The 22,829-nt window shown below is 73.4% G+C and carries 23 protein-coding genes; 11 read left to right on the forward strand and 12 right to left on the reverse strand.

Going from position 1 to position 22,829, the window contains the following annotated elements; translation table 11 throughout:
* Positions 1-93 precede the first annotated feature (93 nt).
* The 4 genes from ACZ6KO_RS15545 (at position 94) to hutH (ending at position 5,091) form a co-directional block, all read left to right on the forward strand.
* Positions 94-1,266 carry an adenylate/guanylate cyclase domain-containing protein gene (locus ACZ6KO_RS15545; protein WP_469304495.1) on the forward strand — a complete coding sequence of 391 codons (1,173 nt, stop codon included), beginning with the start codon at positions 94-96 and terminating at the stop codon, positions 1,264-1,266.
* A 28-nt stretch (positions 1,267-1,294) separates the two neighbouring features.
* Complete coding sequence (locus tag ACZ6KO_RS15550; RefSeq protein WP_469304496.1) at positions 1,295-2,146, forward strand: enoyl-CoA hydratase-related protein; 852 nt, start codon at positions 1,295-1,297, stop codon at positions 2,144-2,146.
* Between the two features lie 148 nt (positions 2,147-2,294).
* On the forward strand, positions 2,295-3,536 hold the full coding sequence (locus ACZ6KO_RS15555) for a GGDEF domain-containing protein (protein ID WP_469304497.1): 1,242 nt from the start codon (positions 2,295-2,297) through the stop codon (positions 3,534-3,536).
* 16 nt (positions 3,537-3,552) lie between these two features.
* Complete coding sequence (gene hutH, locus ACZ6KO_RS15560) at positions 3,553-5,091, forward strand: histidine ammonia-lyase (protein WP_469304980.1); 1,539 nt, start codon at positions 3,553-3,555, stop codon at positions 5,089-5,091.
* Positions 5,092-5,203: 112 nt separating this feature from the next.
* Here hutH and ACZ6KO_RS15565 read toward each other — a convergent pair whose 3' ends face one another.
* A complete protein-coding gene (locus tag ACZ6KO_RS15565; protein WP_469304498.1) occupies positions 5,204-5,533 on the reverse strand; it encodes a hypothetical protein in 330 nt (109 codons plus the stop codon).
* A gap of 147 nt (positions 5,534-5,680) precedes the next feature.
* Here ACZ6KO_RS15565 and ACZ6KO_RS15570 point away from each other — a divergent pair, with 147 nt between their 5' ends.
* The 3 genes from ACZ6KO_RS15570 to ACZ6KO_RS15580 all read left to right on the forward strand — a co-directional run bounded on the left by ACZ6KO_RS15570 (position 5,681) and on the right by ACZ6KO_RS15580 (position 8,392).
* Positions 5,681-5,983 (forward strand): hypothetical protein, encoded by a 303-nt coding sequence (locus ACZ6KO_RS15570; protein WP_469304499.1) that lies wholly within the window; start codon positions 5,681-5,683, stop codon positions 5,981-5,983.
* 120 nt (positions 5,984-6,103) lie between these two features.
* Complete coding sequence (locus ACZ6KO_RS15575) at positions 6,104-7,372, forward strand: L,D-transpeptidase (protein WP_469304500.1); 1,269 nt, start codon at positions 6,104-6,106, stop codon at positions 7,370-7,372.
* Positions 7,373-7,426: 54 nt separating this feature from the next.
* Entirely contained in the window at positions 7,427-8,392 is a 966-nt protein-coding gene (locus ACZ6KO_RS15580) for a GNAT family N-acetyltransferase (protein ID WP_469304501.1), read from the forward strand.
* 34 nt (positions 8,393-8,426) lie between these two features.
* Here ACZ6KO_RS15580 and ACZ6KO_RS15585 read toward each other — a convergent pair whose 3' ends face one another.
* The 4 genes from ACZ6KO_RS15585 to ACZ6KO_RS15600 all read right to left on the reverse strand — a co-directional run bounded on the left by ACZ6KO_RS15585 (position 8,427) and on the right by ACZ6KO_RS15600 (position 13,748).
* Positions 8,427-9,944 (reverse strand): alkaline phosphatase family protein, encoded by a 1,518-nt coding sequence (locus tag ACZ6KO_RS15585; protein ID WP_469304502.1) that lies wholly within the window; start codon positions 9,942-9,944, stop codon positions 8,427-8,429.
* A gap of 642 nt (positions 9,945-10,586) precedes the next feature.
* Positions 10,587-11,261 (reverse strand): peptide-methionine (S)-S-oxide reductase MsrA, encoded by a 675-nt coding sequence (gene msrA / locus ACZ6KO_RS15590; RefSeq protein ID WP_469304503.1) that lies wholly within the window; start codon positions 11,259-11,261, stop codon positions 10,587-10,589.
* 122 nt (positions 11,262-11,383) lie between these two features.
* Positions 11,384-12,469, reverse strand: coding sequence for a DUF4034 domain-containing protein (locus ACZ6KO_RS15595; protein WP_469304504.1), 1,086 nt, complete (start codon positions 12,467-12,469; stop codon positions 11,384-11,386).
* 172 nt (positions 12,470-12,641) lie between these two features.
* Positions 12,642-13,748, reverse strand: coding sequence for a hypothetical protein (locus ACZ6KO_RS15600; RefSeq protein ID WP_469304505.1), 1,107 nt, complete (start codon positions 13,746-13,748; stop codon positions 12,642-12,644).
* Positions 13,749-13,825: 77 nt separating this feature from the next.
* Between ACZ6KO_RS15600 and ACZ6KO_RS15605 the strand changes: the two genes are divergently transcribed.
* Positions 13,826-14,986, forward strand: coding sequence for a cystathionine gamma-synthase (locus tag ACZ6KO_RS15605; protein ID WP_469304506.1), 1,161 nt, complete (start codon positions 13,826-13,828; stop codon positions 14,984-14,986).
* Positions 14,987-15,055: 69 nt separating this feature from the next.
* Here the strand turns inward: ACZ6KO_RS15605 and ACZ6KO_RS15610 are convergent, their stop codons facing one another.
* The 3 genes from ACZ6KO_RS15610 to ACZ6KO_RS15620 are packed head-to-tail and all read right to left on the reverse strand — an operon-like array spanning position 15,056 to position 16,328.
* Positions 15,056-15,364: a hypothetical protein gene (locus tag ACZ6KO_RS15610; RefSeq protein ID WP_469304507.1), complete on the reverse strand. Its 309-nt coding sequence runs from the start codon at positions 15,362-15,364 to the stop codon at positions 15,056-15,058.
* Positions 15,361-15,783 carry a sigma factor-like helix-turn-helix DNA-binding protein gene (locus tag ACZ6KO_RS15615; RefSeq protein ID WP_469304508.1) on the reverse strand — a complete coding sequence of 141 codons (423 nt, stop codon included), beginning with the start codon at positions 15,781-15,783 and terminating at the stop codon, positions 15,361-15,363. Before ACZ6KO_RS15615 ends, ACZ6KO_RS15610 begins: the two co-directional genes overlap by 4 nt.
* Positions 15,784-15,839: 56 nt before the next feature.
* Entirely contained in the window at positions 15,840-16,328 is a 489-nt protein-coding gene (locus ACZ6KO_RS15620; protein ID WP_401453904.1) for a MarR family winged helix-turn-helix transcriptional regulator, read from the reverse strand.
* A gap of 167 nt (positions 16,329-16,495) precedes the next feature.
* Between ACZ6KO_RS15620 and ilvA the strand changes: the two genes are divergently transcribed.
* From ilvA to ACZ6KO_RS15635, 3 genes are all read left to right on the forward strand, one after another.
* Entirely contained in the window at positions 16,496-17,728 is a 1,233-nt protein-coding gene (gene ilvA, locus ACZ6KO_RS15625) for a threonine ammonia-lyase (RefSeq protein WP_469304509.1), read from the forward strand.
* Between the two features lie 140 nt (positions 17,729-17,868).
* A complete protein-coding gene (locus tag ACZ6KO_RS15630) occupies positions 17,869-18,915 on the forward strand; it encodes an ATP-binding cassette domain-containing protein (RefSeq protein WP_469304510.1) in 1,047 nt (348 codons plus the stop codon).
* The gene (locus tag ACZ6KO_RS15635; protein ID WP_469304511.1) at positions 18,912-19,790 is read left to right on the forward strand and encodes an ABC transporter permease; all 879 of its coding nucleotides are present in this window, start codon (positions 18,912-18,914) and stop codon (positions 19,788-19,790) included. The genes ACZ6KO_RS15630 and ACZ6KO_RS15635 overlap by 4 nt, the downstream gene beginning before the upstream one ends.
* Before the next feature lie 77 nt (positions 19,791-19,867).
* Here the strand turns inward: ACZ6KO_RS15635 and ACZ6KO_RS15640 are convergent, their stop codons facing one another.
* From ACZ6KO_RS15640 to ACZ6KO_RS15655, 4 genes are all read right to left on the reverse strand, one after another.
* On the reverse strand, positions 19,868-20,413 hold the full coding sequence (locus tag ACZ6KO_RS15640; protein ID WP_469304512.1) for a GNAT family N-acetyltransferase: 546 nt from the start codon (positions 20,411-20,413) through the stop codon (positions 19,868-19,870).
* Between the two features lie 157 nt (positions 20,414-20,570).
* Positions 20,571-21,068: a transcription elongation factor GreA gene (gene greA / locus ACZ6KO_RS15645; protein WP_401453907.1), complete on the reverse strand. Its 498-nt coding sequence runs from the start codon at positions 21,066-21,068 to the stop codon at positions 20,571-20,573.
* Between the two features lie 109 nt (positions 21,069-21,177).
* Positions 21,178-22,311, reverse strand: coding sequence for a hypothetical protein (locus ACZ6KO_RS15650; RefSeq protein ID WP_469304513.1), 1,134 nt, complete (start codon positions 22,309-22,311; stop codon positions 21,178-21,180).
* Between the two features lie 2 nt (positions 22,312-22,313).
* Positions 22,314-22,727, reverse strand: coding sequence for a DUF4307 domain-containing protein (locus tag ACZ6KO_RS15655; protein ID WP_469304514.1), 414 nt, complete (start codon positions 22,725-22,727; stop codon positions 22,314-22,316).
* Positions 22,728-22,829: the final 102 nt, after the last annotated feature.

Here is a 22,829-nt window from a genome sequence, read left to right on the forward strand (position 1 = left end):
ACACCTGCCGTATGGTTTAGGCGATCGGCGGATGATCCCGGTGATCACCCGGTTCGGCAGGGCAGTGCGTACGGAATGGACAGGAGGCGGCCCTTGACCGTCGACGACACGTCCCCCGGGGCTGCTCACGGCCGGGGCTCCGGCTCCTCAGGGCCGAGCACGCCCATCGGGCGGGACCAGCACACGCCCCTGCACGAGGTCGACCACACGGCCCACCCGACGGCGGATCCGCTCGCCATCCGGCTGGAGCAGCTGATCCTGGGCGCCGAGCGCCGCTACACCCCGTTCCAGGCGGCCCGCAGCGCCGGCGTCTCGATGGAGCTGGCGTCCCGTTTCTGGCGGGCGATGGGCTTCGCCGACATCGGCCAGGCCCGGGCGCTGACGGAGGCGGACGTGCTGGCGCTGCGGCGGCTGGCGGGTCTGGTGGAGGCGGGGCTGCTGAGCGAGCCGATGGCCGTGCAGGTGGCCCGGTCGACGGGGCAGACCACGGCGCGGCTGGCGGAGTGGCAGATCGACTCCTTCCTGGAGGGGCTGACGGAGCCGCCGGAGCCGGGGATGACCCGCACGGAGGTCACGTACCCGCTGGTGGAGCTGCTGCTGCCGGAGCTGGAGGAGTTCCTGGTCTACGTCTGGCGGCGGCAGCTGGCGGCCGCGACGGGCCGGGTGGTGCAGGCGGCCGACGACGAGGAGATGGTCGACCGGCGGCTCGCGGTCGGCTTCGCGGACCTGGTGGGTTTCACCCGGCTGACCAGGCGGCTGGAGGAGGAGGAGCTCGGCGAGCTGGTCGAGGCCTTCGAGACGACGGCGGCGGACCTGGTGGCCGCGCACGGCGGCCGGCTGATCAAGACCCTGGGCGACGAGGTGCTGTACGCGGCGGACGACGCCCGGACGGCGGCGGAGATCGCGCTGCGGCTGATCGAGACGATGGAAGCGGATCCGACCATGCCGGAGCTGCGGGTGGGCATGGCGTTCGGGACGGTGACGACCCGGATGGGCGACGTCTTCGGGACGACCGTGAACCTGGCGAGCCGGCTGACCTCCATAGCGCCGAAGGACGCGGTGCTGGTGGACGGGGCACTGGCGGAGGAGCTGGTGCGCACGGGGGACGCGCCGCGGTCGGAGAAGCAGGCGGAGGAGGAGGCGGCCGAGGAGGGCGCGGCGCCGCACCGTTTCGCGCTGCAGCCGATGTGGCAGCGGCCGGTGCGCGGGCTGGGGGTCGTGGAGCCCTGGTTGCTGACGCGGCGGGAGCCTAAGATCCCCGGGTAACGTTCGTTAACCGGGGAGGTTCGTCGCCATGTCGGAGCAGCCGCAGCAGCCGCAGCAGCCGGTGCAGTTCGCGGAGCCGGAGCGGCCGGAGGAGCGCTTCGGGGAGTTCGTCGCCGTACGGCGGTTCGCCGACGGGGTCGTGGAGCTCGCGCTGGACCGTCCGAAGGCGATGAATGCGGTCTCCACGCAGATGGCGCGGTCGATCGGGGCGGCGTGCGCGGCGCTGTCGGCGGACGCCTCGGCGCGGGTCGTGGTGGTGACCTCGACGCACGAGCGGGCGTTCTGCGTGGGCGCCGACCTCAAGGAGCGCAACGCGATGTCGGACGCGGAGCTGGTGCGGCAGCGGCCGACCACGCGGGGCGCGTACGGGGGCGTGCTGGAGCTGCCGATGCCGACGATCGCGGCGGTGCACGGCTTCGCCCTGGGCGGCGGCTTCGAGCTGGCGCTGGCGTGCGACGTGATCGTGGCGGACGAGAGCGCGGTCGTGGGGCTGCCGGAGGTCTCGGTGGGCGTGATCCCGGGCGGCGGCGGTACGCAGCTGCTGCCGCGGCGCGTGGGCGCGGCCCGGGCGGCCGAGCTGATCTTCACGGCGCGGCGGGTGGAGGCCGCGGAGGCGCTGGCCCTGGGGCTGGTCGACTCGGTGGTCCCGGCGGGCACCGACCGTACGGAGGCACTGGCGCTGGCCACCCGGATGGCGGCCAACTCCCCGGTGGGCCTGCGGGCCGCGAAGCGGGCGCTGCGGCTGGGTCACGGCATGGACCTGGCGGCGGGCCTGGAGATCGAGGACGCGGCGTGGCGCACGGTGGCGTTCTCGGGCGACCGCGCGGAGGGCGTGGCGGCGTTCAACGAAAAGCGCCGCCCGAACTGGCCGGGCGAGTAACCCGCCCGGCCGGACCCCCGGCGGGCGGGCCCCGCCGGGTGGGCCGCCCACCGCCCGCCGGCCGGGTTGCCGGGCCCGCGGGCGGCCGGTGGTGTCGGATGCCGCGTTCAGCGGCGCCGAATCGGACAAAACTGCCTAGCCTTGGGTGATGGGAGTGGATGGGCGGCTGCGGGCCGTCGTCGGGCTCGCGCAGGCCATGGCCGCGGCGCGGGCGCCGCGGGACAGTGTGCGGGCCGCCGCGCGCGGGGCGCGGCTGGCCATGGACGGGTCCTTCGCCGCGATCTCCGCCTGGGAGCGGGAACACGGCCGGCTGCGGGTGCTCGTCAACGAGGGCGAGCGGCGCGAGGGCGAGGCGGAGTTCCCCGCCGACGAGTCGTACCCGGTCCACGACTTCCCCGAGATCACCGAGTTCCTGCACGAGCGCTGGGCCGGCGGCGGCGGGCCGCACGCCTGGGTGGAGAGCGTCGTCGACGACCGGCCCGGCCGCCGCGGCGAGACCCTGCGCCGCCGCGGCCGCGGTACGTGCGTCGTCGCGCCCCTCGTGCTCAGCGGCCGGGCCTGGGGCGAGCTGTACGTCGCCCGCGACGAGGGGCTGCCGGACTTCGACGAGGACGACGCCGAGTTCGCGGGCGTCCTCGCCGCCGTCGTCGCCGCCGGCCTCGCGCAGAACGAGCGCCTGGAGGAGGCCCGGCGGCTGGCGTTCACCGATCCGCTGACCGGGCTCGCCAACCGCCGCGCCGTCGACGTACGCCTGGACGAGGCCCTGGAGGAGCACCGGCGCGAGCAGGCCGTCGTGAGCCTCGTCGTCTGCGACCTGAACGGCCTCAAGGCCGTCAACGACACCCTGGGCCACGCCATGGGCGACCGGCTGCTGGAGCGGTTCGGCTCCGTGCTGAGCCTGTGCGGGGCCATGCTGCCCGGCACGCTCGTCGCCCGGCTCGGCGGCGACGAGTTCTGCCTGCTCAGCGTGGGCCCGTCCGCCGACGAGGTGGTGCGCGTCACCGAGGAGCTGTGCGTACGGGCCGCCGAGCTGGAGCTGGGGGAGGGCGTGGCCTGCGGCGTCGCGTCCACCGGGGACCCGATCGGGCCCGTGAAGTCCTCCCGGCGGCTGTTCCGGCTGGCCGACGCCGCCCAGTACAAGGCCAAGGCGGCGCGCTCGGGCAAGCCGGTCGTGGCGGGCCGGGACACCGCCGTGATGCGGCTCGCCGACGCCCCGCAGCCCGGTACCGGCGAGCGCCGCCGCTTCCGCGGCCGCGGCGGCCCGGGCGACGGGCCGGGTGAGGGACTGGGTGGCGGCCCGAGTGACGGACCGAGTGACGGACCGAGTGATGGACCGAGTGACGGACCGGGCACGCGGCCACCTAGTGACATGAAGGGATTCAGTCCGTAGGGTGCTGAATATGGATATGCACACTGTCGTGGTGGGGACGTCCGGTACCACCGCCGAGGACGTCATCGCCGTGGCCCGTGGCAACGCACGGGTCGAGTTGTCCGCCGAGGCGCTGGCGGCGCTCGCCCGCGCCCGTGAGATCGTCGAGGCGCTCGCGGCCAAGCCCGAGCCCGTCTACGGGGTGTCCACCGGCTTCGGCGCGCTGGCCACCCGGCACATCTCGCCCGAGCTGCGCGCCCAGCTCCAGCGCAACATCGTCCGCTCGCACGCCGCCGGCATGGGCCCGCGCGTCGAGCGGGAGGTCGTACGGGCCCTGATGTTCCTGCGGCTGAAGACGGTCGCCTCCGGCCACACGGGCGTGCGCCCCGAGGTCGCCCAGACCATGGCGGACGTCCTGAACGCGGGCATCACCCCGGTCGTCCACGAGTACGGCTCCCTGGGCTGCTCCGGCGACCTCGCCCCGCTCTCGCACTGCGCCCTCGCCCTGATGGGCGAAGGCGACGCCGAGGGTCCCGACGGCACCGTCCGCCCCGCGGGCGAGCTGCTCGCCGAGGCCGGCATCGCCCCCGTCGAGCTGCGCGAGAAGGAGGGCCTGGCCCTCCTCAACGGCACCGACGGCATGCTCGGCATGCTGGTCATGGCCATCGCCGACCTCCAGAAGCTCTACACCTCCGCCGACATCACCGCCGCCCTCTCCCTGGAGGCGCTGCTCGGTACGGAGAAGGTGCTCGCCCCCGAGCTGCACGCCATCCGCCCGCACCCCGGCCAGGGCGCCTCCGCCGCGAACATGGCCGCCGTCCTCAAGGGCTCGGGGCTCACCGGTCACCACCAGGACGACTCCCCGCGCGTCCAGGACGCCTACTCCGTGCGCTGCGCCCCGCAGGTCGCCGGCGCCGGCCGCGACACCCTCGCGCACGCCGCCCTCGTCGCCTCGCGCGAGCTGGCCTCCGCCGTCGACAACCCCGTCGTCCTGCCCGACGGCCGGGTGGAGTCCAACGGCAACTTCCACGGCGCGCCCGTCGCGTACGTCCTGGACTTCCTGGCCATCGCCGCCGCCGACCTCGGCTCCATCGCCGAGCGCCGCACCGACCGGCTGCTCGACAAGAACCGCAGCCACGGCCTGCCGCCGTTCCTCGCGGACGACGCCGGCGTCGACTCCGGTCTGATGATCGCCCAGTACACGCAGGCCGCCCTGGTCAGCGAGATGAAGCGGCTCGCCGTCCCGGCCTCCGCCGACTCCATCCCGTCCTCCGCCATGCAGGAGGACCACGTCTCCATGGGCTGGTCGGCGGCCCGCAAGCTGCGGACCGCGATCGACAACCTGACGCGGATCGTCGCCATCGAGCTGTACGCCGCCACCCGCGCGATCGAGCTGCGGACCGGCCTGGTCCCGGCGCCCGCCAGCCAGGCCGCCATCGACGCCGCCCGCACGGCCGGCGTCGAGGGCCCCGGGCCGGATCGTTTCCTCGCGCCTGACCTGGCCGCCGCCGACGCGTTCATCCGTACGGGTGCTCTCGTCGCCGCCGTGGAACCGGTCACCGGGCCGCTCGCCTGACGGACGCAAACGGCAGCGCAAACGCGCGGCGCACGGCGGAGGGCCGCACCCGGTCACGGGTGCGGCCCTCCGCCGTTCGTCCGCGCGGCCTCCCGAGGTTGGCCGAAAAGCGCTACAGGGCCCGGGCCCGGCGCGCGGAGAACGCCACGAAGGCGGCCCCGATCCCCAGGCACATCGTGCCGCCCAGGACGTAGGGCGTGGTGTCCACGCCACCGGTGGCGGCGAGTGTGAGCTGCGTCTCGTCCGTGGTGGACGTGGTGGTGGCCGTGGTGGTGGCCGCCCCCGGGTCCGCCGTCCCCGCGGGCGCGTTGGCGCTCACGGGCGCCGCCGAGCCGCCCGGTGTGTCACCGGGCGCCGTGGCATTGGCGGAGGGGACGAACCAGAGGGCGCCGAGCAGGGTGGTCGCCCCGAGGGCGGTGAGCAGTGGTCGACGTGCGGACACGGTTCGATCCCCCTTGTGGCAGCAGCGAATTGGCCGTGTGGGCCGATGCTAATGAAAGGGGCGGGTCGCGGGAAAGTCAGGGGTTCCTTCAGGCTTACTCTCCGTCGTATGGACACAGCTGAGACATCACGTTATGTGCGGCTTCGGGTGGATTTGGTTCTGGAGGTACCGGATCCGGATGCACTCACCGGAGCCGCCCTCGACCACATCCAGGCCGACGAGTTCATGCCGGACGAGGAGCGCGCCCACGCCGAAGCGGCCGTCCGCAAGGACGAGTCGGAGGCCCTCGCCTACCTCATCGACCCCACCGACCTGGTCGTCGACGTGCCCGGAGTCGAACTCGCGCAGGCGTCGTGGAGTACAGAACCGGTCGAATACGACCCCGAGTCCCTGGAGTGGGACATGGACGAGGAAGATGGGGTGTTCGAGGAAGAGAGTGACAGCGCCTGACCGTGGGCTGGCACACATCCGCAGCGGGTGTGGAACCGAACCGGGGTGTTTCCGCGTTGTCAGGACCAGGCAGGGGGCGGTGCCCCCTGCCCGGGGATGAGTTTCGGGGTTCCGGCAACGATGGAGTGGCGTGTGAGGACGGACAGCAGGCGGCGGAGGAGGGCCCTCACGGCCGTGTCCGCCGTGCTCGGCGGCGTACTGGTGCTCTCGGCGTGCGGGGGAGGCGACGAGGAGAAGCCCAAGGGCGGCGAGGCCAGCAAGTCCCAGGCGGACGTCGACGCGGCCGCGGCCAAGGACGCCTCCAAGGCCCGTATCACCGTCACGCCCAAGGACGGCGCCACCAACGTCGGCATCAACGACTCGGCCACCGTCGCGGTCAGCGACGGCACGCTCACCAAGGTCGAGCTCAAGACCTCCGAGGGTGCCGCGGTCGCCGGCAAGATAGCCGCCGACGGCAAGAGCTGGAAGCCGGACGCCGCGCTCAAGCGCTCCACGAAGTACGCGCTGGCGGCCACCGCCAAGGACGAGTCGGGCCGCGAGGCGCACGAGAACTCCTCCTTCACCACCATCTCGCCCGAGAACAGCTTCATCGGCTCCTTCACCCCCGAGGACGGCTCCACGGTCGGCGTGGGCATGCCGGTGTCGATCAACTTCAGCAAGCCGATCAAGGACAAGAAGGCCGTCCAGTCGGCGATCACCGTCACCTCCACCAGCGGCCAGGAGATCGTCGGCCACTGGTTCAACGAGCAGCGCCTGGACTTCCGCCCCGAGAACTACTGGACGGCGAACTCCACCGTCACGCTGAACATGAAGCTGGACGGCGTCCAGGGCGCCCCCGGCGTCCAGGGCGTGCAGAACCGCACCGCCACCTTCAAGATCGGCCGCTCGCAGGTCTCCACCGTCGACGCCAAGACGAAGAAGATGACCGTCACGCGCGACGGCCAGGTCATCAAGACGATCCCGATCTCCGCGGGCTCGCCCGAGAACCCGACGTACAACGGCCAGATGGTGATCTCCGAGAAGTTCAAGGAGACCCGGATGAACGGCGCCACCGTCGGCTTCACGGACAACGACGGCAAGGGCGAGTACGACATCAAGGACGTCCCGCACGCGATGCGGCTGTCGACCTCGGGCACCTTCATCCACGGCAACTACTGGGGCGCCGATTCGATCTTCGGATCGGCCAACACCAGCCACGGCTGCGTCGGCCTGAACGACGTCAAGGGCGCCGGCGACCCCAACCAGCCGGCCGCGTGGTTCTACGACAACTCGCTGCTCGGTGACGTGGTGACGGTGACGAACTCGCCGGACAAGACCATCAAGCCGGACAACGGCCTGAACGGCTGGAACATGAACTGGGCCGAATGGAAGGCCGGTTCGGCGGTCTGACGCCCCCGAAAAAGGCCCGCGCCGATGCCCGGCGCGGGCCGTAGGGTCCGGAGCATGACCATCACACTGCTCTCCGTACCCCCCACCGACCCCGAGGTCGACGCCTGGCTGGCGGTGCTGGACGCCGGCCGGGCCGCCGACCGTCCGCTGTGGCCGGCCCCCTCCCGGGTGGAGGTGGCCGGCCGTTTGCGTGTGCCCTCCGTCCGCGGCCGGTCCGTGCAGTGGGCCGCCGGGGACGAGGGGATCGCGGCGCTGCTGCTGTTCACCGACGAGGAGAACCGGCACTCCGCCTTCATCGACGTCCTCACCGTCGTCCCGCACGCCCGGCGGCGCGGTGTGGCCACCGCCCTGTGGGAGGAGGTCCGCGCCGAGCTCCTCGCCCAGGGCCGTACCACCGTCAGCGCGATGATCGACGACGGGCCCGGCGAGGCCTTCGCCCGCGCCCAGGGCTTCGCCCCCGTCCTGCCGATGGGCTGGTACGTCCAGGAGGTGCCGAAGGGCCCGGCCGGGCCCGACGACGCAGGCTGGGCCGCTCCCGCCGGCTACACCTGCACCACCTGGTCCGGCCCCGTCCCCGACGCCCACGCCGAGGCGTCCGCCGCCGCGCACAACGCCATGGACGACGCCCCCTCCGGCGACATGGAGGAGATCGTCCCCACCTGGAACGTCGAGCGTCTGCGCGCCGTCCAGCAGCTCGTCGTCGACCGCGGCGGCGAACTGCTCACCGTCGCCGCCGTCGCGCCCGACGGCGAGCTGGCGGCGTACACCGAGCTGATGCTCCCCCACCCCGGCGCGCACCGCGCCCTGCAGTACGACACCGTGGTCGTCCCCGCCCACCGGGGCCGGGGCCTGGGCCGCGCCGTCAAGGCGCGCATGCTGGCCGGGGTCCGCGGCTCGCACCCCGCACTGCGCGAGATCGCCACCACCGTCGCCGACGAGAACGGCCCGATGCGCGCGGTCAACGAGTCACTGGGCTACGTACGCGAACGCGGGACCACGTACTACCAGCTGAAGTTCTAGGGCGCCGAGTCGGGAGTCTCCGCACGAGCGGTGATCAGCCGGCCGGCGGGCGCAGGCCGGGGAAGAGCGTGTGTGCGCTCTCATGGACGATCGCCATGGCCTCCCGGCCCTTCAAGGGCGCGTTTTCGTCGATCACGGGGACGGCGGCGCCCAGCCGCCCGGCGAGGGCGAGGTAGCCGTGGAAGAGGGCGGTGGCCAGCGGGTTGAGCGGTGCGTCCGGGGGGACCAGGTCCTGGTCGAAGGCGGGGACGGGCCGGGCGGTGACCTCCGGCCAGTCCTGCGGGTCGCGTGGGCGCTCCAGGCTCAGGACGGGGGCGAGGTCGGGTGCGTCGGCGTCGCGGGCGGTCAGGGGCGGGCCGAGGTTCCAGCGTTCGCGGAGGGTGCGGATGACCGAGGTGTGATGGTGCACGCCGTTGATGACGGTGCGGGCGGGAAGCCAGGCGGAGACGGCGATGGCGGGCAGGCGGACGCCGAGCCGGTCGAAGGCGAAGCCCATCTGCCCGGGCGGCGCACCGGGCTGCGGGGGGACGGCGGCGGGCGGGGGGACGTGGTCGTAGGTGCCGCCGTGCTCGTCGAAGACGACCATCAGCAGCGTGTTGAGCGCGTTCGAACCCTCCGGTGAGCGCGACGTACGGACGGCGTCGTAGATCCTGGCCAGGAGCGCCTCGCCGCCCAGCAGGGAGGACGGCATGTCGAAGGGGATGCCCTGGAGCAGGGCGGATTCCGGCGGGTGCATGTCGTTGTGGCCGTGCCACAGGTTGGGCTCGACGAATGCGTAGGTGGGCAGGCTGCCGGCGGCGGCGTCCTCCAGGAAGCGGTCCGTGGTGACGAAGTGGGTGGCGAAGCGCTCGCGCAGCCGTGGTGCGTGGATCAGCCCGGTGAACGGCAGCGGGCTCGGCGCGTCCACGTACACCCGCCAGGTCAGACCGGCGGCCTCCAGCCGCTCGAAGACCGTCTCGGCCGTGTTCTGCAGCGGGAAGGTGGCGTACGGGGCGTTGACGACGAAACCCGAGGCGCTCGCGGCGTGGAAGAACGAGCGGTTGGTGAAGGTCTGCGAGGGCACCTCGGCGAACCAGTGGTCGAACGCGCCGAAACCCCGGGCCAGAGCGGACAGCACCGGCATCTGCTCCGGCGTGTAGCCGGCCATGATCTGCGCGTACTCGTGGTACTTCGGCCGACGGCCCGTCTCGGCGGTGAACGCGCTGACGTAGTCGGTGACGAACCCGTCCATCGTCGGCGCCCGCCCGGGCGGCGGCGTGTTGAACGGGGCGGCCATGTTCTCCGCCAGCACCCCCCGGTTGCTCTCGGGGTCGATCACGCCGAAGAGCTGGGTGTTGACGTGTTGGTACTCCTCGCCCGGGTCCGGGTTCGGCGTGTCCATCGTCTCCGCGACCCCGTACGGGACGGTCCACCGGCCGTTGCGGTCCTCCACCCAGTCCGGGATCGGATTCGACAGCTCCTTCCCGAGGACCCCCTCGAAGGCGGCGACCTCGCCCGGCTCGTACAACCGCCCGAGCAGGTTGTCGAACGACCGGTTCTCGAACATCACCACGACCACATGATCCAGAGCGTGGCCACGGTCGGCAGCGGTCATCGCTGACCTCCGATCCGGGTACACCCCCGCCCCCGCACCTCATTTCCACTCTTCTCCAGCCGCATACGACTGTCAAAGCGAGGCGCCGGCGAACCTTTCCGGTCACGGCACTCGGCGCACCAGGCAGTGCTGCTCCGTGCCCGTACCACTCGTGTGCCGCCCGCCCGGTCGTGCAGGAGCGGGCGGTGCGGGCGGTGCGGGCGGTCCCGGTGGGACAGGAGCAGGTCCACGATCCACACCAGGGCGACCGCCTGGAGCCCTCAGAAGACCAGCGCCCGCAGCGCACCGCGGGCACCCGGGTGGGCCGTGGTCCCGTCCCTGACCAAGTGCCCGAACGTGCCTTTGTCCGGACAGCCGCGTATCAGTCAGGTGCTCACGACCCCACCACCCTTCCGCTGGGACGGCGGCACGCTCGACCGGCACCGGAGTGCCGACCTGCACCCCGGGGACCACGAACTGTCGGAGTGCGCGTTCCTCACCCCGGAAGACGCACTGATCCGGCTCCCGCCCCGTACCCGGCGCCGGGCCGCTCAGGCTCTTCACGTCCTGGCGGGACGGCGGCCCGGCTACCTGGAAGACGGTGAGCCGGGCCGCTGACGCTCACTCCCCGCGCGCCGGGGCGACGCCGATCGGGCAGGAGACGCCCGTGCCGCCTATGCCGCAGTAGCCGGCCGGGTTCTTGTCGAGGTACTGCTGGTGGTACGCCTCGGCCGGCCAGAAGGGGCGCTCCGTGGCGTCGGCCGGGAGGATCGCCGTGGTGATCTGGCCGTAGCCGGAGCCGGTCAGGACCTGCTGGTAGGCCTCACGCGAGGCCTCGGCGGCCGCCTGGTGGGCCGGGGAGTGGGTGTAGACGGCCGAGCGGTACTGGGTGCCCACGTCGTTGCCCTGGCGGAAGCCCTGGGTGGGGTCGTGGGACTCCCAGAACAGCTTCAGCAGCGTGTCGTACGAGACCTGCGCGGGGTCGAAGACCACCCGCACGACCTCCGTGTGCCCGGTCATGCCGGAGCACACCTCCTCGTACGTGGGGTTCTCGGTGAAACCGCCCTGGTAGCCCACCAGGGTCGTCCACACGCCCGGGACCTGCCAGAACTTCCGCTCGGCACCCCAGAAGCAGCCGAGGGCGAAGTCCGCGACCTCCAGGTGCTCCGGGTAGGGCCCGGTCAGGGGGTTGCCGAGGACGGTGTGCCGCGACGGCACCTCGAACATCGGGGTCGGACGGCCCTTCAGGGCCTGCTCGCGGGTGGGGAGCTCGGGCGTACGGCGGTACGTGAACATGGTTGGCCTCCTCGGTACCTGACAACGGCGGAGGGGGGACCGGGATTCCCCGGTCCGCCCCTGATCCGCCCCTGATCCGCCCCTGATCCGTCCTTGATCCGTTCCCGATCCGCCGGAGACCTCTAGCCGCGGGTGCTGCCGCGGGCCGCCAGGGCGCGGGCGCGGTCGAAGGCGGCCACGGGGCCCGCGTCGTCGTCCCGCCACGGCGCCGCGCCGCAGTACGGCCCCAGGTGCCGGAACTGCTCCAGCGCCGCCGCGTGCGCGCCCGCCTGCACGAGGTGGTGCGCGAGCAGGTGGCGCAGGCGCGGCAGGTCCTCGTGGTCCTGCGGCACGGAGTCCAGGCGGCGCGCGACGTCCTCCAGCCGTGCCCGGGCCTGGGCGCCGGACACGCCGGTGCGGCCGGCACGCTTGCCGGCCTCGCAGAGGGCGTCCAGGTAGACGCCCGGCAGCAGGCTGCCGGACGGGGCCTGGGTGACGGCGCGCACGGCGAAGTCGAACATCAGCTCGTCGGAGCCGTGCCACTTGGCGCACCAGTACTGCAGGGCCTGCCAGTGGGCGGCGACGTGGTGCGGGGCGCGGGCGGTCAGGTTCTGCCACAGGTCGCGGAACTGGCTGTGCGAGTACGACATCGCGCGCGAGGCCATGATCATGGCGACCCAGGGGCCCGGGTCGTGCGGGGCGCGGTCGGCGGCCTGCTGGGCGGCGGCCATCGCGGCGGGCAGCATCGCGCGGAACTGGCGCATGTCCGCGTCGGGCACCTGGTGCGCGTACGCGGAGCCGCGGACGGCCCAGGCCTCATGGATCAGCATGAGCGCGTACACGGTGCCGGCGTCGCCGTCCTCGGGCCGGGCGGTGCGCCAGTCGGTCAGCCACCGGTCGTCACGGCAGGCGATCTGCGTGAGCAGTTCGATCCGCGACCAGCGCTCGTCCCAGTCGGTCCCGGCCGCGTCGACGTACGCGGCGACCGCCGGCCAGTCCCCGTCGCCGGCGGCGTCGACCGCCTTGCGCGACTCGGCCTCGCGCGCCCCGTCGGGCTCGGGCCCGGCCCGGCGGGGGTCGAGCTGGTCCCGGGGGACGAGTCCGTGGGCGGCGGGGTCGAACCGCGTCCGTATCCACCGCTCCGCGGCGAGGTCGGCGGGTCGCTTGCGGAAGGCCCAGGCCAGGGCGGCGCACAGGAGGGCGAGGACGATGACGAGAGTGACGATCACGGCCGGAATCATGCGGCCTGGATGTCGCTTACAGCAACTTTATTGGCCAAGGGTGGGGGTGCGGCGGGCGTGACGCCGTTCGTCCCGGCCGCAGGACGTCGCCTGCGCCCCCGTAGGCCCCGGCAGCCCGTAAGGCTCCGTCACGCCCGCCGCGTCCGCCACGCCCCGCCGGTTACCCGTGCAGCGTGGCCGGCGTGCCGCCGTTCGCCTCGTAGCCCGCGACCGCCAGGGCGCGGAAGACCGCGTACGCCTCCGCCGGGTCCGGCTGGTGGGTCCAGGGCAGGGCGCCGACGTAACCGTCCACGTGCCGAAGCTGCTCCATCGCCTCCGCCCAGCGCTCGCTCTGGACCAGGAAGAAGATCAGCAGGTGCCGGACGTGGGCGAGCATCGGGTCGTCCTGGCGCGCCGTGTGGACGGCGTACAGGGCGCCCTCGACCGCGCGCGTGATGACCGCGCTGCGGAAGAAGCTCTGCACGGTGGTGATCTCCGGCAGGTGCTCGAACACCGCGAACAGCGGCAGCGCCGCCAGCAGCGAGCCCTGCGGGGCGCGCGCCGCCGCCGCGTGCGCGAAGGCGTCCGCCTTGTCGCGCGAGCCGTGCCACTTCTCGCACCAGTAGTGCAGCGCCGCCAGGTGCGCGCCCATGTGCTCCGGCGCCCGGTCGATGACCTTGGCCCACAGCGCGTCGAACTCCGCCTCCGGGTACGCCAGCCCGCGCGCGATCGCGAGCTGCGTGATGTACGGGATCGGGTCGCCCGGCGCCAGCAGCGCGGCCTCGCCGCTCGCCGTGCGCGCCTCCTCCAGGATGATCCGGAAGTCCGCCGAGGCCGCGCCGGAGGGGCTGCGCCACGCCTGCTGCACCAGCAGCTCGGCGTACACCTGCGCGGCCCCCGCGTCCTTGGGCGCGTCCATGCGCCACGCCTTCAGCCAGGGCGCGCCCACGCCCGGCGACTGCACCAGTTCCAGCGCGGCCGCGCCCGCGAACGCCTGGACGCGCTGCCAGCGCAGCTCGCCCTCGCGCGGGGTGCCCGCCAGCAGCTGCGAGGCCGCCTGCCACTGCCCGCTGCGCTGTACGTTGCCGAGGGCGTCCATCAGGTCCTGGTCCCGCCCGGGGACCCGGATGTCGAGCTGCTCCTGCCGCACGAAACCGTAGTTCTCGGGGTCGGCGGCGTCCGGGCTGCCGGCCGGGACCAGGCGGACGGCCCCGCGCCTACGGCGTATCACCGGGGCGAGGGCGGCCAGCAGCAGGCCCATCGCGATCAGGAACCACAAAATCTCCATGTGACCAGCGAACCAGACGAAGGGGCCGCTGAGCCAACAGGGGGCCCGTTACCTCCCCGGCGATTAGGCTCTGCCCCATGAGCGACGACAGCCACGAGCACCAGAGCTTCGAGACCCGCGCGATCCACGCGGGCAATACGGCGGACCCCCTGACCGGCGCGGTCGTGCCCCCGATCTACCAGGTTTCGACGTACAAGCAGGACGGGGTCGGCGGCCTGCGCGGCGGGTACGAGTACAGCCGCAGCGCCAACCCGACCCGCACCGCCCTGGAGGAGAACCTCGCGGCGCTGGAGGGCGGCCGGCGCGGCCTCGCCTTCGCGTCCGGGCTCGCCGCCGAGGACTGCCTGCTGCGCACGCTGCTCGCCCCGGGCGACCACGTGGTGATCCCGAACGACGCGTACGGCGGCACGTTCCGCCTGTTCGCCAAGGTCGTGCAGCGCTGGGGCGTCTCCTTCGACGTCGCCGACACCTCCGACCTGGCCTCGGTGCGGGCGGCCCTGAAGCCCAACACCAAGCTGATCTGGGTCGAGACCCCCTCCAACCCGCTGCTCGGCATCACCGACATCACGGCCGTCGCCGAGATCGCCCGCTCGGCGGGCGTGAAGCTGGTCGTCGACAACACCTTCGCCTCCCCCTACCTCCAGCAGCCCCTCGCCCTCGGCGCGGACGTCGTCGTGCACTCGCTGACGAAGTACATGGGCGGCCACTCCGACGTCGTCGGCGGCGCGCTGGTGACGGCCGACGCGGCGCTCGGCGAGGAACTGGCGTACCACCAGAACGCGATGGGCGCGGTCGCCGGTCCCTTCGACTCCTGGATCGTGCTGCGCGGCATCAAGACGCTGGCCGTGCGCATGGACCGGCACAGCGAGAACGCGACCCGCGTCGCGGAGATGCTGACCCGGCACCCGAAGGTCACCAAGGTCCTCTACCCGGGCCTGCCCGAGCACCCGGGCCACGAGATCGCCGCCAAGCAGATGAAGCACTTCGGCGGCATGATCTCCTTCCAGGTCCAGGGCGGCGAGGAGGCGGCGGTCGAGGTCTGCAACCGCGCGAAGCTCTTCACGCTCGGCGAGTCCCTGGGCGGCGTCGAGTCCCTGATCGAGCACCCGGGCCGGATGACGCACGCGTCGGTCGCCGGTTCCGCGCTGGAGGTCCCGGGCGACCTGGTCCGCCTGTCGGTGGGCATCGAGGCCGCGGACGACCTGATCGCGGACCTGGCGCAGGCGCTCGGCCAGTAGCGCGCCCGGCCGCCGGCCGGGCCCTGCCGGTGGCCGCCGGCGGGGCCCGGCGCCCCCGCCCTCCGGCGGCTACCAGCCCTCCAGCGGCGGGGCGATCCGGCTCGGCGGCACCTCCCAGGGCTGGACCAGCGCCGCCCACACCGCGAACGCCACGACCGCCGCGAACAGCAGGGTCCACGCCAGCCGGCGCAGGATTCGGCGGCGGCGCAGCAGCCGGGTGCCGCGCGCGGCGGCGCCGGCCGCCAGTCCCGCCGGGACCGCCGGGTGCCGGCCGTCCAGCAGCCGCCGTACCTCGGCCTCCCGGTCCGTCCCGCGCCCGCGGCCCGTCCCCCGACCGGCGCCCGCGCCGTTCGTCCCCTCGTCCGGGCCCCCGCTCACGCCGCCGCCCCGGACGGACGTACGCCGGCCATCGCGCGGTTGAGCAGCACCCGGACCCGCTCCGGCGGGACCCCGAGCAGGGCCGCCGTCTGTTCCTCCGCCACGCCCTCGTAGACGCGCAGCACCAGCACCAGCCGCTCCGGCGGCGCCAGCGCCGCCAACACCCCGCCACGGCCGCGGTGGTGACGCCACGCCGTCCGGGCGAAGGCCGCGCACAGCTCCGCGCGCGTGGCGGCGTACGGGTCGTCGCCGCGCAGCCGCCGCCAGTCGGCGTACGTGCGCGCCAGCGCGCCCGACAGCAGCCGCCGGGCGGCACTCCCGTCCTCCTCCGGCTCCGCCGTCAGCAGGGTCGCGACATGCAGCAGCCGCCCCGCCGCTCCCGCGACGAAGGCCTCGAACTCCCCGTAGAGCTGGTCCACAGCCTCATACTGCGGGCTTGCGCACCACCCGGGTCAAGAGGTGGGAGCCACCCCGCTCACGAGCTGGGACCGGCCTCCGCGACCGCGCCCATCAGGTCCGACAGCGACAGGTTGAAGCGGGTCAGCAGCGCCGTGAAGGATTCGCGCTCCTGCTCCGTCCAGCCCTCGGTCACGCGCGCCATCAGCTCGCGCCGCGACGAGCGCACCTCCTCCAGCCTCGCCAGGCCCCGCGGCGAGAGCGCCAGCACGACCGCCCGCCCGTCCTCGGGGTGCGAGGTGCGCTTGACCAGGCCGGTGTCGACCAGCGGCGCGACCTGGCGGGTGACGGTGGAGGAGTCGATCCCCATACCGCCCGCGAGCGCCTTGACGCCCATCGGACCTTCCAGATCCAGCCGGTTCAGGAGCAGGTAGGCGGCGCGGTCCATCGAGTTGCGGGCCTGGCCGACTCCGCCCAGGCGCGTCTGCTCGGCCCGGCGGGCGAACACCGCCACCTGATGCTGGAGCGCGTCGAGCAGGAGGTCGGAATTGGCCGGGTTGGAGGGCATGGCCGTGGGCTCTCTTCGGGTGGGTCCGACAGGGTTGGGGGACAGAGTACGCCGCTGCGCTGCGGCTCGTACGCCTCGTGCGCCAACTGGTACGGCCGGCGTCCGGCCCTCCTCGTACCGATTCCGTATGGCGAGAACTCGCCCCCGTCGGCTGCGAGACTTGCGGCATGACCTACCGTGTGCCGCGCCCCGTCCCCCAGGTGATCCTCGACGACGTGCGGGGCGCCCAGAAGATGCTCTCGGGCGTCTCGCGGGTGACCCCGATGGAGGGCAGCCGGCACCTGTCCGCGCAGGTCGGCGCGCCGGTGCACCTCAAGTGCGAGAACCTCCAGCGCACCGGTTCCTTCAAGCTGCGCGGCGCGTACGTGCGGATCGCCGGCCTGCGGCCCGAGCAGCGCGCCGCCGGCGTGGTCGCCGCCAGCGCCGGCAACCACGCGCAGGGCGTGGCGCTGGCCTCCTCGCTCCTGGGGGTCCGTTCCACCGTTTTCATGCCGGTGGGCGCCCCGCTGCCGAAGGTCTCCGCCACCCAGGAGTACGGCGCCGAGGTGAGGCTGCACGGTCAGGTCGTCGACGAGACGCTGGCCGCCGCGCAGGAGTACGCCGAGAAGACCGGCGCGGTCTTCATCCACCCCTTCGACCACCGCGACATCATCGCCGGCCAGGGCACGGTGGGCCTGGAGATCCTGGAGCAGTGCCCAGAGGTGCGCACGATCGTCGTCGGCATCGGCGGCGGCGGGCTGGCCGCCGGGATCGCGGTCGCGGTCAAGGCGCTGCGCCCGGACGTACGGATCATCGGCGTACAGGCGGCGGGCGCCGCGGCGTACCCGCCCTCGCTGCTGGTGGGCCACCCGGTGGCCATCGACGAGCCGGCGACCATGGCGGACGGCATCAAGGTCGGGCGGCCCGGCGACGTCCCGTTCGCCATCATCGCCGATCTCGTCGACGACGTCCGTACGGTCTCCGAGGACGCGCTCTCCAGCGCTCTGCTGCTGTGCCTGGAGCGGGCCAAGCTCGTCGTCGAGCCGGCAGGCTGCAGCCCGGTCGCGGCCCTGCTGAGCGAGCCGGAGCTGTACGGGGCGGGCCCGGTGGTGGCGGTGCTGTCCGGCGGCAACGTGGACCCGCTGCTGCTCCAGCGCGTGCTGCGGCACGGCATGGCGGCGGCCGGGCGGTTCCTGTCGATGCGGCTGCGGGTGGCCGACCGGCCGGGGGCGCTGGCCGGGCTGCTGGGGGTGTTGTCGGTCGTGGACGCGAACGTGCTGGACGTGAGCCACGTACGGACCGATCCACGGCTGGGGCTCACGGAGGTGGAGGTGGAGCTGCATCTGGAGACCAAGGGGCCGGAGCACTGCACCGAGGTCGCGCGGGCGCTGCACAGCGCGGGGTACCGGGTCATGGACTGACCGCTCGCGGCCGGGCCGCGGGGTCAACGGCGGGCCGGGCGGGACCCTTTGTGCGGATTCCCCCGTTCGGCCGAGCACGGGCGGGGCGCCGACCATAGGATTTGGGCAGGAAACACCCGTATCACACTGGGAGAATCCCTATGCCAGGCGCCATTTATGCCGAAGGCCTGGTGAAGACCTTCGGCGATGTACGGGCACTGGACGGCGTGGACCTCGACGTTCCCGAAGGCACCGTCCTGGGCCTGCTGGGTCCGAACGGGGCCGGGAAGACCACGGCCGTGCGCGTCCTGACCACCCTCCTCCAGCCCGACAGCGGCCGTGCGGTCGTCGCCGGGATCGACGTCCTCGAGCATCCCGACGAAGTCCGCCGCTCGATAGGTCTGTCGGGCCAGTTCGCGGCCGTCGACGAGTACCTGACCGGCCGTGAGAACCTCCAGATGGTCGGGCAGCTCTACCAGATGAGTGCCAGGGCGGCGAAGGCACGCGCCGTCGAACTGCTGGAGCGCTTCAACCTCGCCGACGCCGCCGACCGCACCGCCAAGACGTACTCCGGCGGCATGCGCCGCCGCCTCGACCTCGCGGCCGCGCTGGTCGTGCGCCCGCCGGTGATGTTCATGGACGAGCCGACCACCGGTCTCGACCCGCGCAACCGGCAGCAGCTGTGGGACGTCATCCAGGAGCTGGTCGCCGGCGGCACCACGCTGCTGCTGACCACCCAGTACCTGGAGGAGGCCGACCACCTCGCGCACGACATCTGCGTGGTCGACCACGGCCGCGTCATCGCGCGCGGTACGTCGGACCAGCTCAAGGCGCAGACGGGCGGCGAGCGCGTCGAGGTCGTCGTGCACGAGCGCGCGCACATCACGACGGCGCGCGAGGTGCTCGCGGCGTTCGGCAAGGGCGGCACCACCGTCGAGGAGCACACCCGCAAGCTGACGGTGCCGGTGACCGGCGGCGCCAAGCTGCTCGCCGAGGTGATCCGGGAGCTGGACGGCCGGGGCATCGAGATCGACGACATCGCCCTGCGCCGCCCCACCCTGGACGACGTGTTCATCTCCCTGACCGGGCACGCGGCGGCCCTGGCGGACCCGGACGGGGACGCGGACGGGGATCCCGGCGGGACCGGGGCGACGCCGAGGAACGCGACGCCGAAAAGCGCGACGCCGAAGAAGGAGGCCGGGAAGTGACCACCACCTCCGCCACCCCTCCCGCCTCCCCGGCAGGGCCCGGCCCGGCGGCCCCGCTCCCGCGCGGCGGCATCCTGCGGTCGGTCAACGACTCCCTGGTCATCGCCAATCGGAACCTGATCCGGATGTCCCGGATCCCCGAGATGATCATCTTCGGTGTGATCCAGCCGGTGATGTTCGTCGTGCTGTTCAGCTACGTCTTCGGCGGCTCGATCAGCCTCGACGGGAACACCTCGCCCGCCGCCTACCGCGAGTTCCTGATGGCCGGCATCTTCGCCCAGACGGTCACCTTCGCCACGGCCGGCGCCGGCGCGGGCATCGCGGACGACATGCACAAGGGCCTGATCGACCGGTTCCGCTCGCTGCCGATGGCCCGCGGCGCGGTCCTGACCGGCCGGACCCTGGCCGACCTGGTCCAGACGACGCTCACCCTCGTCGTCCTCGCCGTCGTCGCCCTGATCGTCGGCTGGCGCACCCACACCAGCGCCGGCGAGGTGCTGGCGGGGTTCGCCCTGCTGCTCCTGCTGGGGTACGCGTTCTCGTGGATCGGCGCCCTGATCGGCCTGTCGGTGCGCACGCCCGAGGCGGCGACCTCGGGCGGGCTGATCTGGCTGTTCCCGCTGACGTTCATCTCGAACGCCTTCGTCCCCGCCGAGAACATGCCGACGTTCCTGCGGACCATCGCGGAGTGGAACCCCTTCAGCGCCACCGTGCAGGCCGCCCGCGAGCTCTTCGGCAACCTGCCGCCGGGCTACCCGGTCCCGGACGCCTGGCCGATGCAGCACCCGGTGGTGGCGTCGGTCCTGTGGTCGGTCCTGATCGTGGTGGTCTTCCGGACTCTCGCGGTCCGCAAGTACCGCTCGGCGACCGCCTGACCCCGGCCCCCGCGCCCGCCCGGCCCGCCTTGTGACGGGTCCGGCGGGCCGGGGGTGCGACGGTCAGGAGGCGGTCGTCAGGGGCGGTCCAGGCCCCACGTCTGCAGGGCGAAGGGCCGGCCCTTCTCCTCCCCCTTGATCAGCGGTACGTCGAGCAGCCGGAAGCCCGCCTTGGTGGCCACCGCGACGCTGGCGGCGTTCTCGGCCTCCAGCTCCAGGATCACCTGCTCGGCGCCCAGCTCCTCGAAGGCGTACGCGGCCATCAGCCGTACCGCCCGCGCGGCCAGCCCCTGACCGCGGTGCGCCGGGCCGACCGCGTAGCCGATCTCCGTGCCCTCGGGGGCGCGCCTGAGCATCGCCTCGCCCAGCGGGGCGCCGCCGTCGACGGTGATGGCGAGCAGGATGGCCGTGCCCTCCGCCCGCACCGTGCGGGCCCGCTCCAGGCGGGTGTGGGCCGCGGCGTCGTCGAAGGGGGAGACGATCGGCGTCCAGTACGCGATGTCGGGGTGGTCGAACAGGTCCGGCATCGCGGCCACGTCCGCTTCCGTCCAGTCGCGCAGGACCAGCCCCTCTCCCGTGAGCTCGATCCGGTCGGGGAAGGGCGAATTGGTGCTGCTGCTCATGGTGGGGGACCTCCCTGGCGTGATCAGGACGAGGCAGGATAACCAGGGGCGGGCCCCCGCCCGCACCGGGATTTCCCCGGCCGGGACGGCGCCGGCATGCGCGGAGCCCCCGCCGGACCGGTCCGGCGGGGGCTCTGGCGTCGGTTGCGGGGCCTGGTCAGCCGGTGAAGGGCTTGACGTCCAGGATCTTGACCGAGGCCTTCTTGCCGTTCGGCAGCTCGTACTCGGCGTCCTCGCCCGTCCGCTTGCCCATCACTCCGGTGCCCAGCGGGGACTGGGGGGAGTAGGTCTCGAAGGCCGAGGACGCGTACTCGCGCGAGGCCAGCAGGAACTCCATGGTGTCGTCCAGGTCGCCGTCGAAGGCGATGGTCACGACGGTGCCGGGCGCGACGACGCCGTCGGACGCGGGCGCGGTGCCGACCTTGGCGTTCTCCAGGAGCTGCGTCAGCTGGCGCACGCGGAGCTCCTGCTTGCCCTGCTCCTCCTTGGCGGCGTGGTAACCGCCGTTCTCCCGCAGGTCACCTTCTTCACGGGCGGCAGCGATCTTCGCGGCGATCTCCGTGCGTGCGGGACCAGACAGGTACTCCAGCTCGGCCTTGAGCTGGTCGTACGCCTCCTGGGTCAGCCAGGTGACGCTCTCGCTCGTCTGGGTCACAGGTGCTCCTCGTCGGTACAGGGGACTACGTGGTCGCCGTCAGTGGGCGAAACCACGAGCCTAACAATTCGGGCCGAAAAGGGGGAGGAGACCAGACGTGTGAACTGTGTCAGAGATGCGTATGCACGAGCTCCGCCAGCGCGGCCTGCGCGGGCGGCCCGCTCCAGACCCCGGGCGCGCCGCTCCAGGAGGTCCCGCCCATCAGCCAGGCGGCGACGGTGTCCGCGTCTTCGAGCCGGTCCAGCCCGGCGCGCAGCAGGGTCCGCTGGGCCGGGGTGAGGCCGCCCGCGCCGGCCGCCGGGATCCCGTCGGGGAAGGCGCGGGCGCCCAGGGCGCGGGAGATCCGGCCGCGGGTTCCGGACCACGGGGCGAAGAAGCCGTCGGCGGGCGGCAGCAGCCGGGGCAGGACCGCGAGCACCGCGGGGAGGACCTCCGCGAGGTCCGCCGCGCCCGCCAGCGCCGCCTCCAGCAGGGTCAGCGGGAACCACGGGTCGCCCAGCCACGCCTCGGCGGCGTCCGGGTCGGCCAGCGCGGCCAGCAGGATCCGTACGGCGGCCCGGTCGCCGGCGCGGCCCGGCGCGAGCGCCGCGTACGCCCGGACCGCCGGGTCGGGGTCGTGCAGCAGGGCCCCGGGGTCCTGGCCCCAGGCGCCGAGCGCGCGGGCGGCGGCGCAGCGCTGCGCGCGGCCCCGGGCGCGGTCCAGGACGTGGGCGGCGGTGGGTACCACCCGGTCGGCGAGGGCGGGCGCCCGCAGCAGCGGGACCAGGGCCTCGAGCGCGGCCGCGCGGACCGCCGGGTCGGGGTGGTCCAGGTGGGGCAGCACCGCCGCGTACAGCGCGGGGAAGGCGGCCAGCGCGGCGCGGGCCGGGGGATGAGTGGCCAGGTCCTCGGCGTCGTGGTCCAGCACGTCCCGCGCCAGCCCGGCGATCTCGTCCAGCAGGGCGCGGCGCAGGGCCGGGTCCAGGCGCGGGCCGCCGGCCCCGGGGAGTGCCTCGGCTGCTCTGGGGGCGGAGAGCAGGGCGGCGACGAACAGTGCCAGCGGCGCCGTCGTCTCGTAGACGCTGTTCTGGTGGCCTCCCAGGACGGGCAGGGCGGTGGGATCGCCCGCCGCGAGGCGGCGCAGCACGCCGGGGAGCGCGGGGTCGGGCCCGTGGCCGCTGTCCAGCGACGCCCAGTCGGTGGCGTCGATCAGCCGCGCGGGATCCGGGAGATCCGGGGGATCCGCAGGCTGCGCGGGAGTCACCCTCAGCGGGCCGCACCAGCCGGCTGGCAGCCGACCAGCTCGATCATCGTCGCGCGGGCCTTGGTCTTCAGGACCACCAGCTCGTCCACGCGCCGGGACTTCTGGTCGAAGGTGTAGTCGGCGCGGCCGACCTCGTCGTGCGAGCGGTCCTGCGAGCTCAGCGTGCACACCCCGGTGACGCCGGCCTCCTTGCGGACCTCCAGGTGGACCTGCACCTCGGAGTCGGAGACCACCTCGAACTTGATCACCTCGGCGCTCACCGTCCGGCCGCCGACGTAGTCCCAGCCGATCCAGCCGACCAGGCCGAGCAGCGCGACGCCCAGCACCGAACCGACGATCTTGAGCTTGCGGTCCGCGCGCTCGTCCGCCGACCGGCCGTAACGGCCCTCGGGCAGTCCCTCGCGTACGGCGCTCATCGATCGCTCCTCGAGTCTGGGGGCCGGGCTGGTGCCACCCCGGAATTTTTCCGCCCCCCGATTCGGTCACTATAGAAGCCGACCATCGCGCCGAATCACAGA

Source organism: Streptomyces sp. NPDC042102, assembly GCF_055582305.1.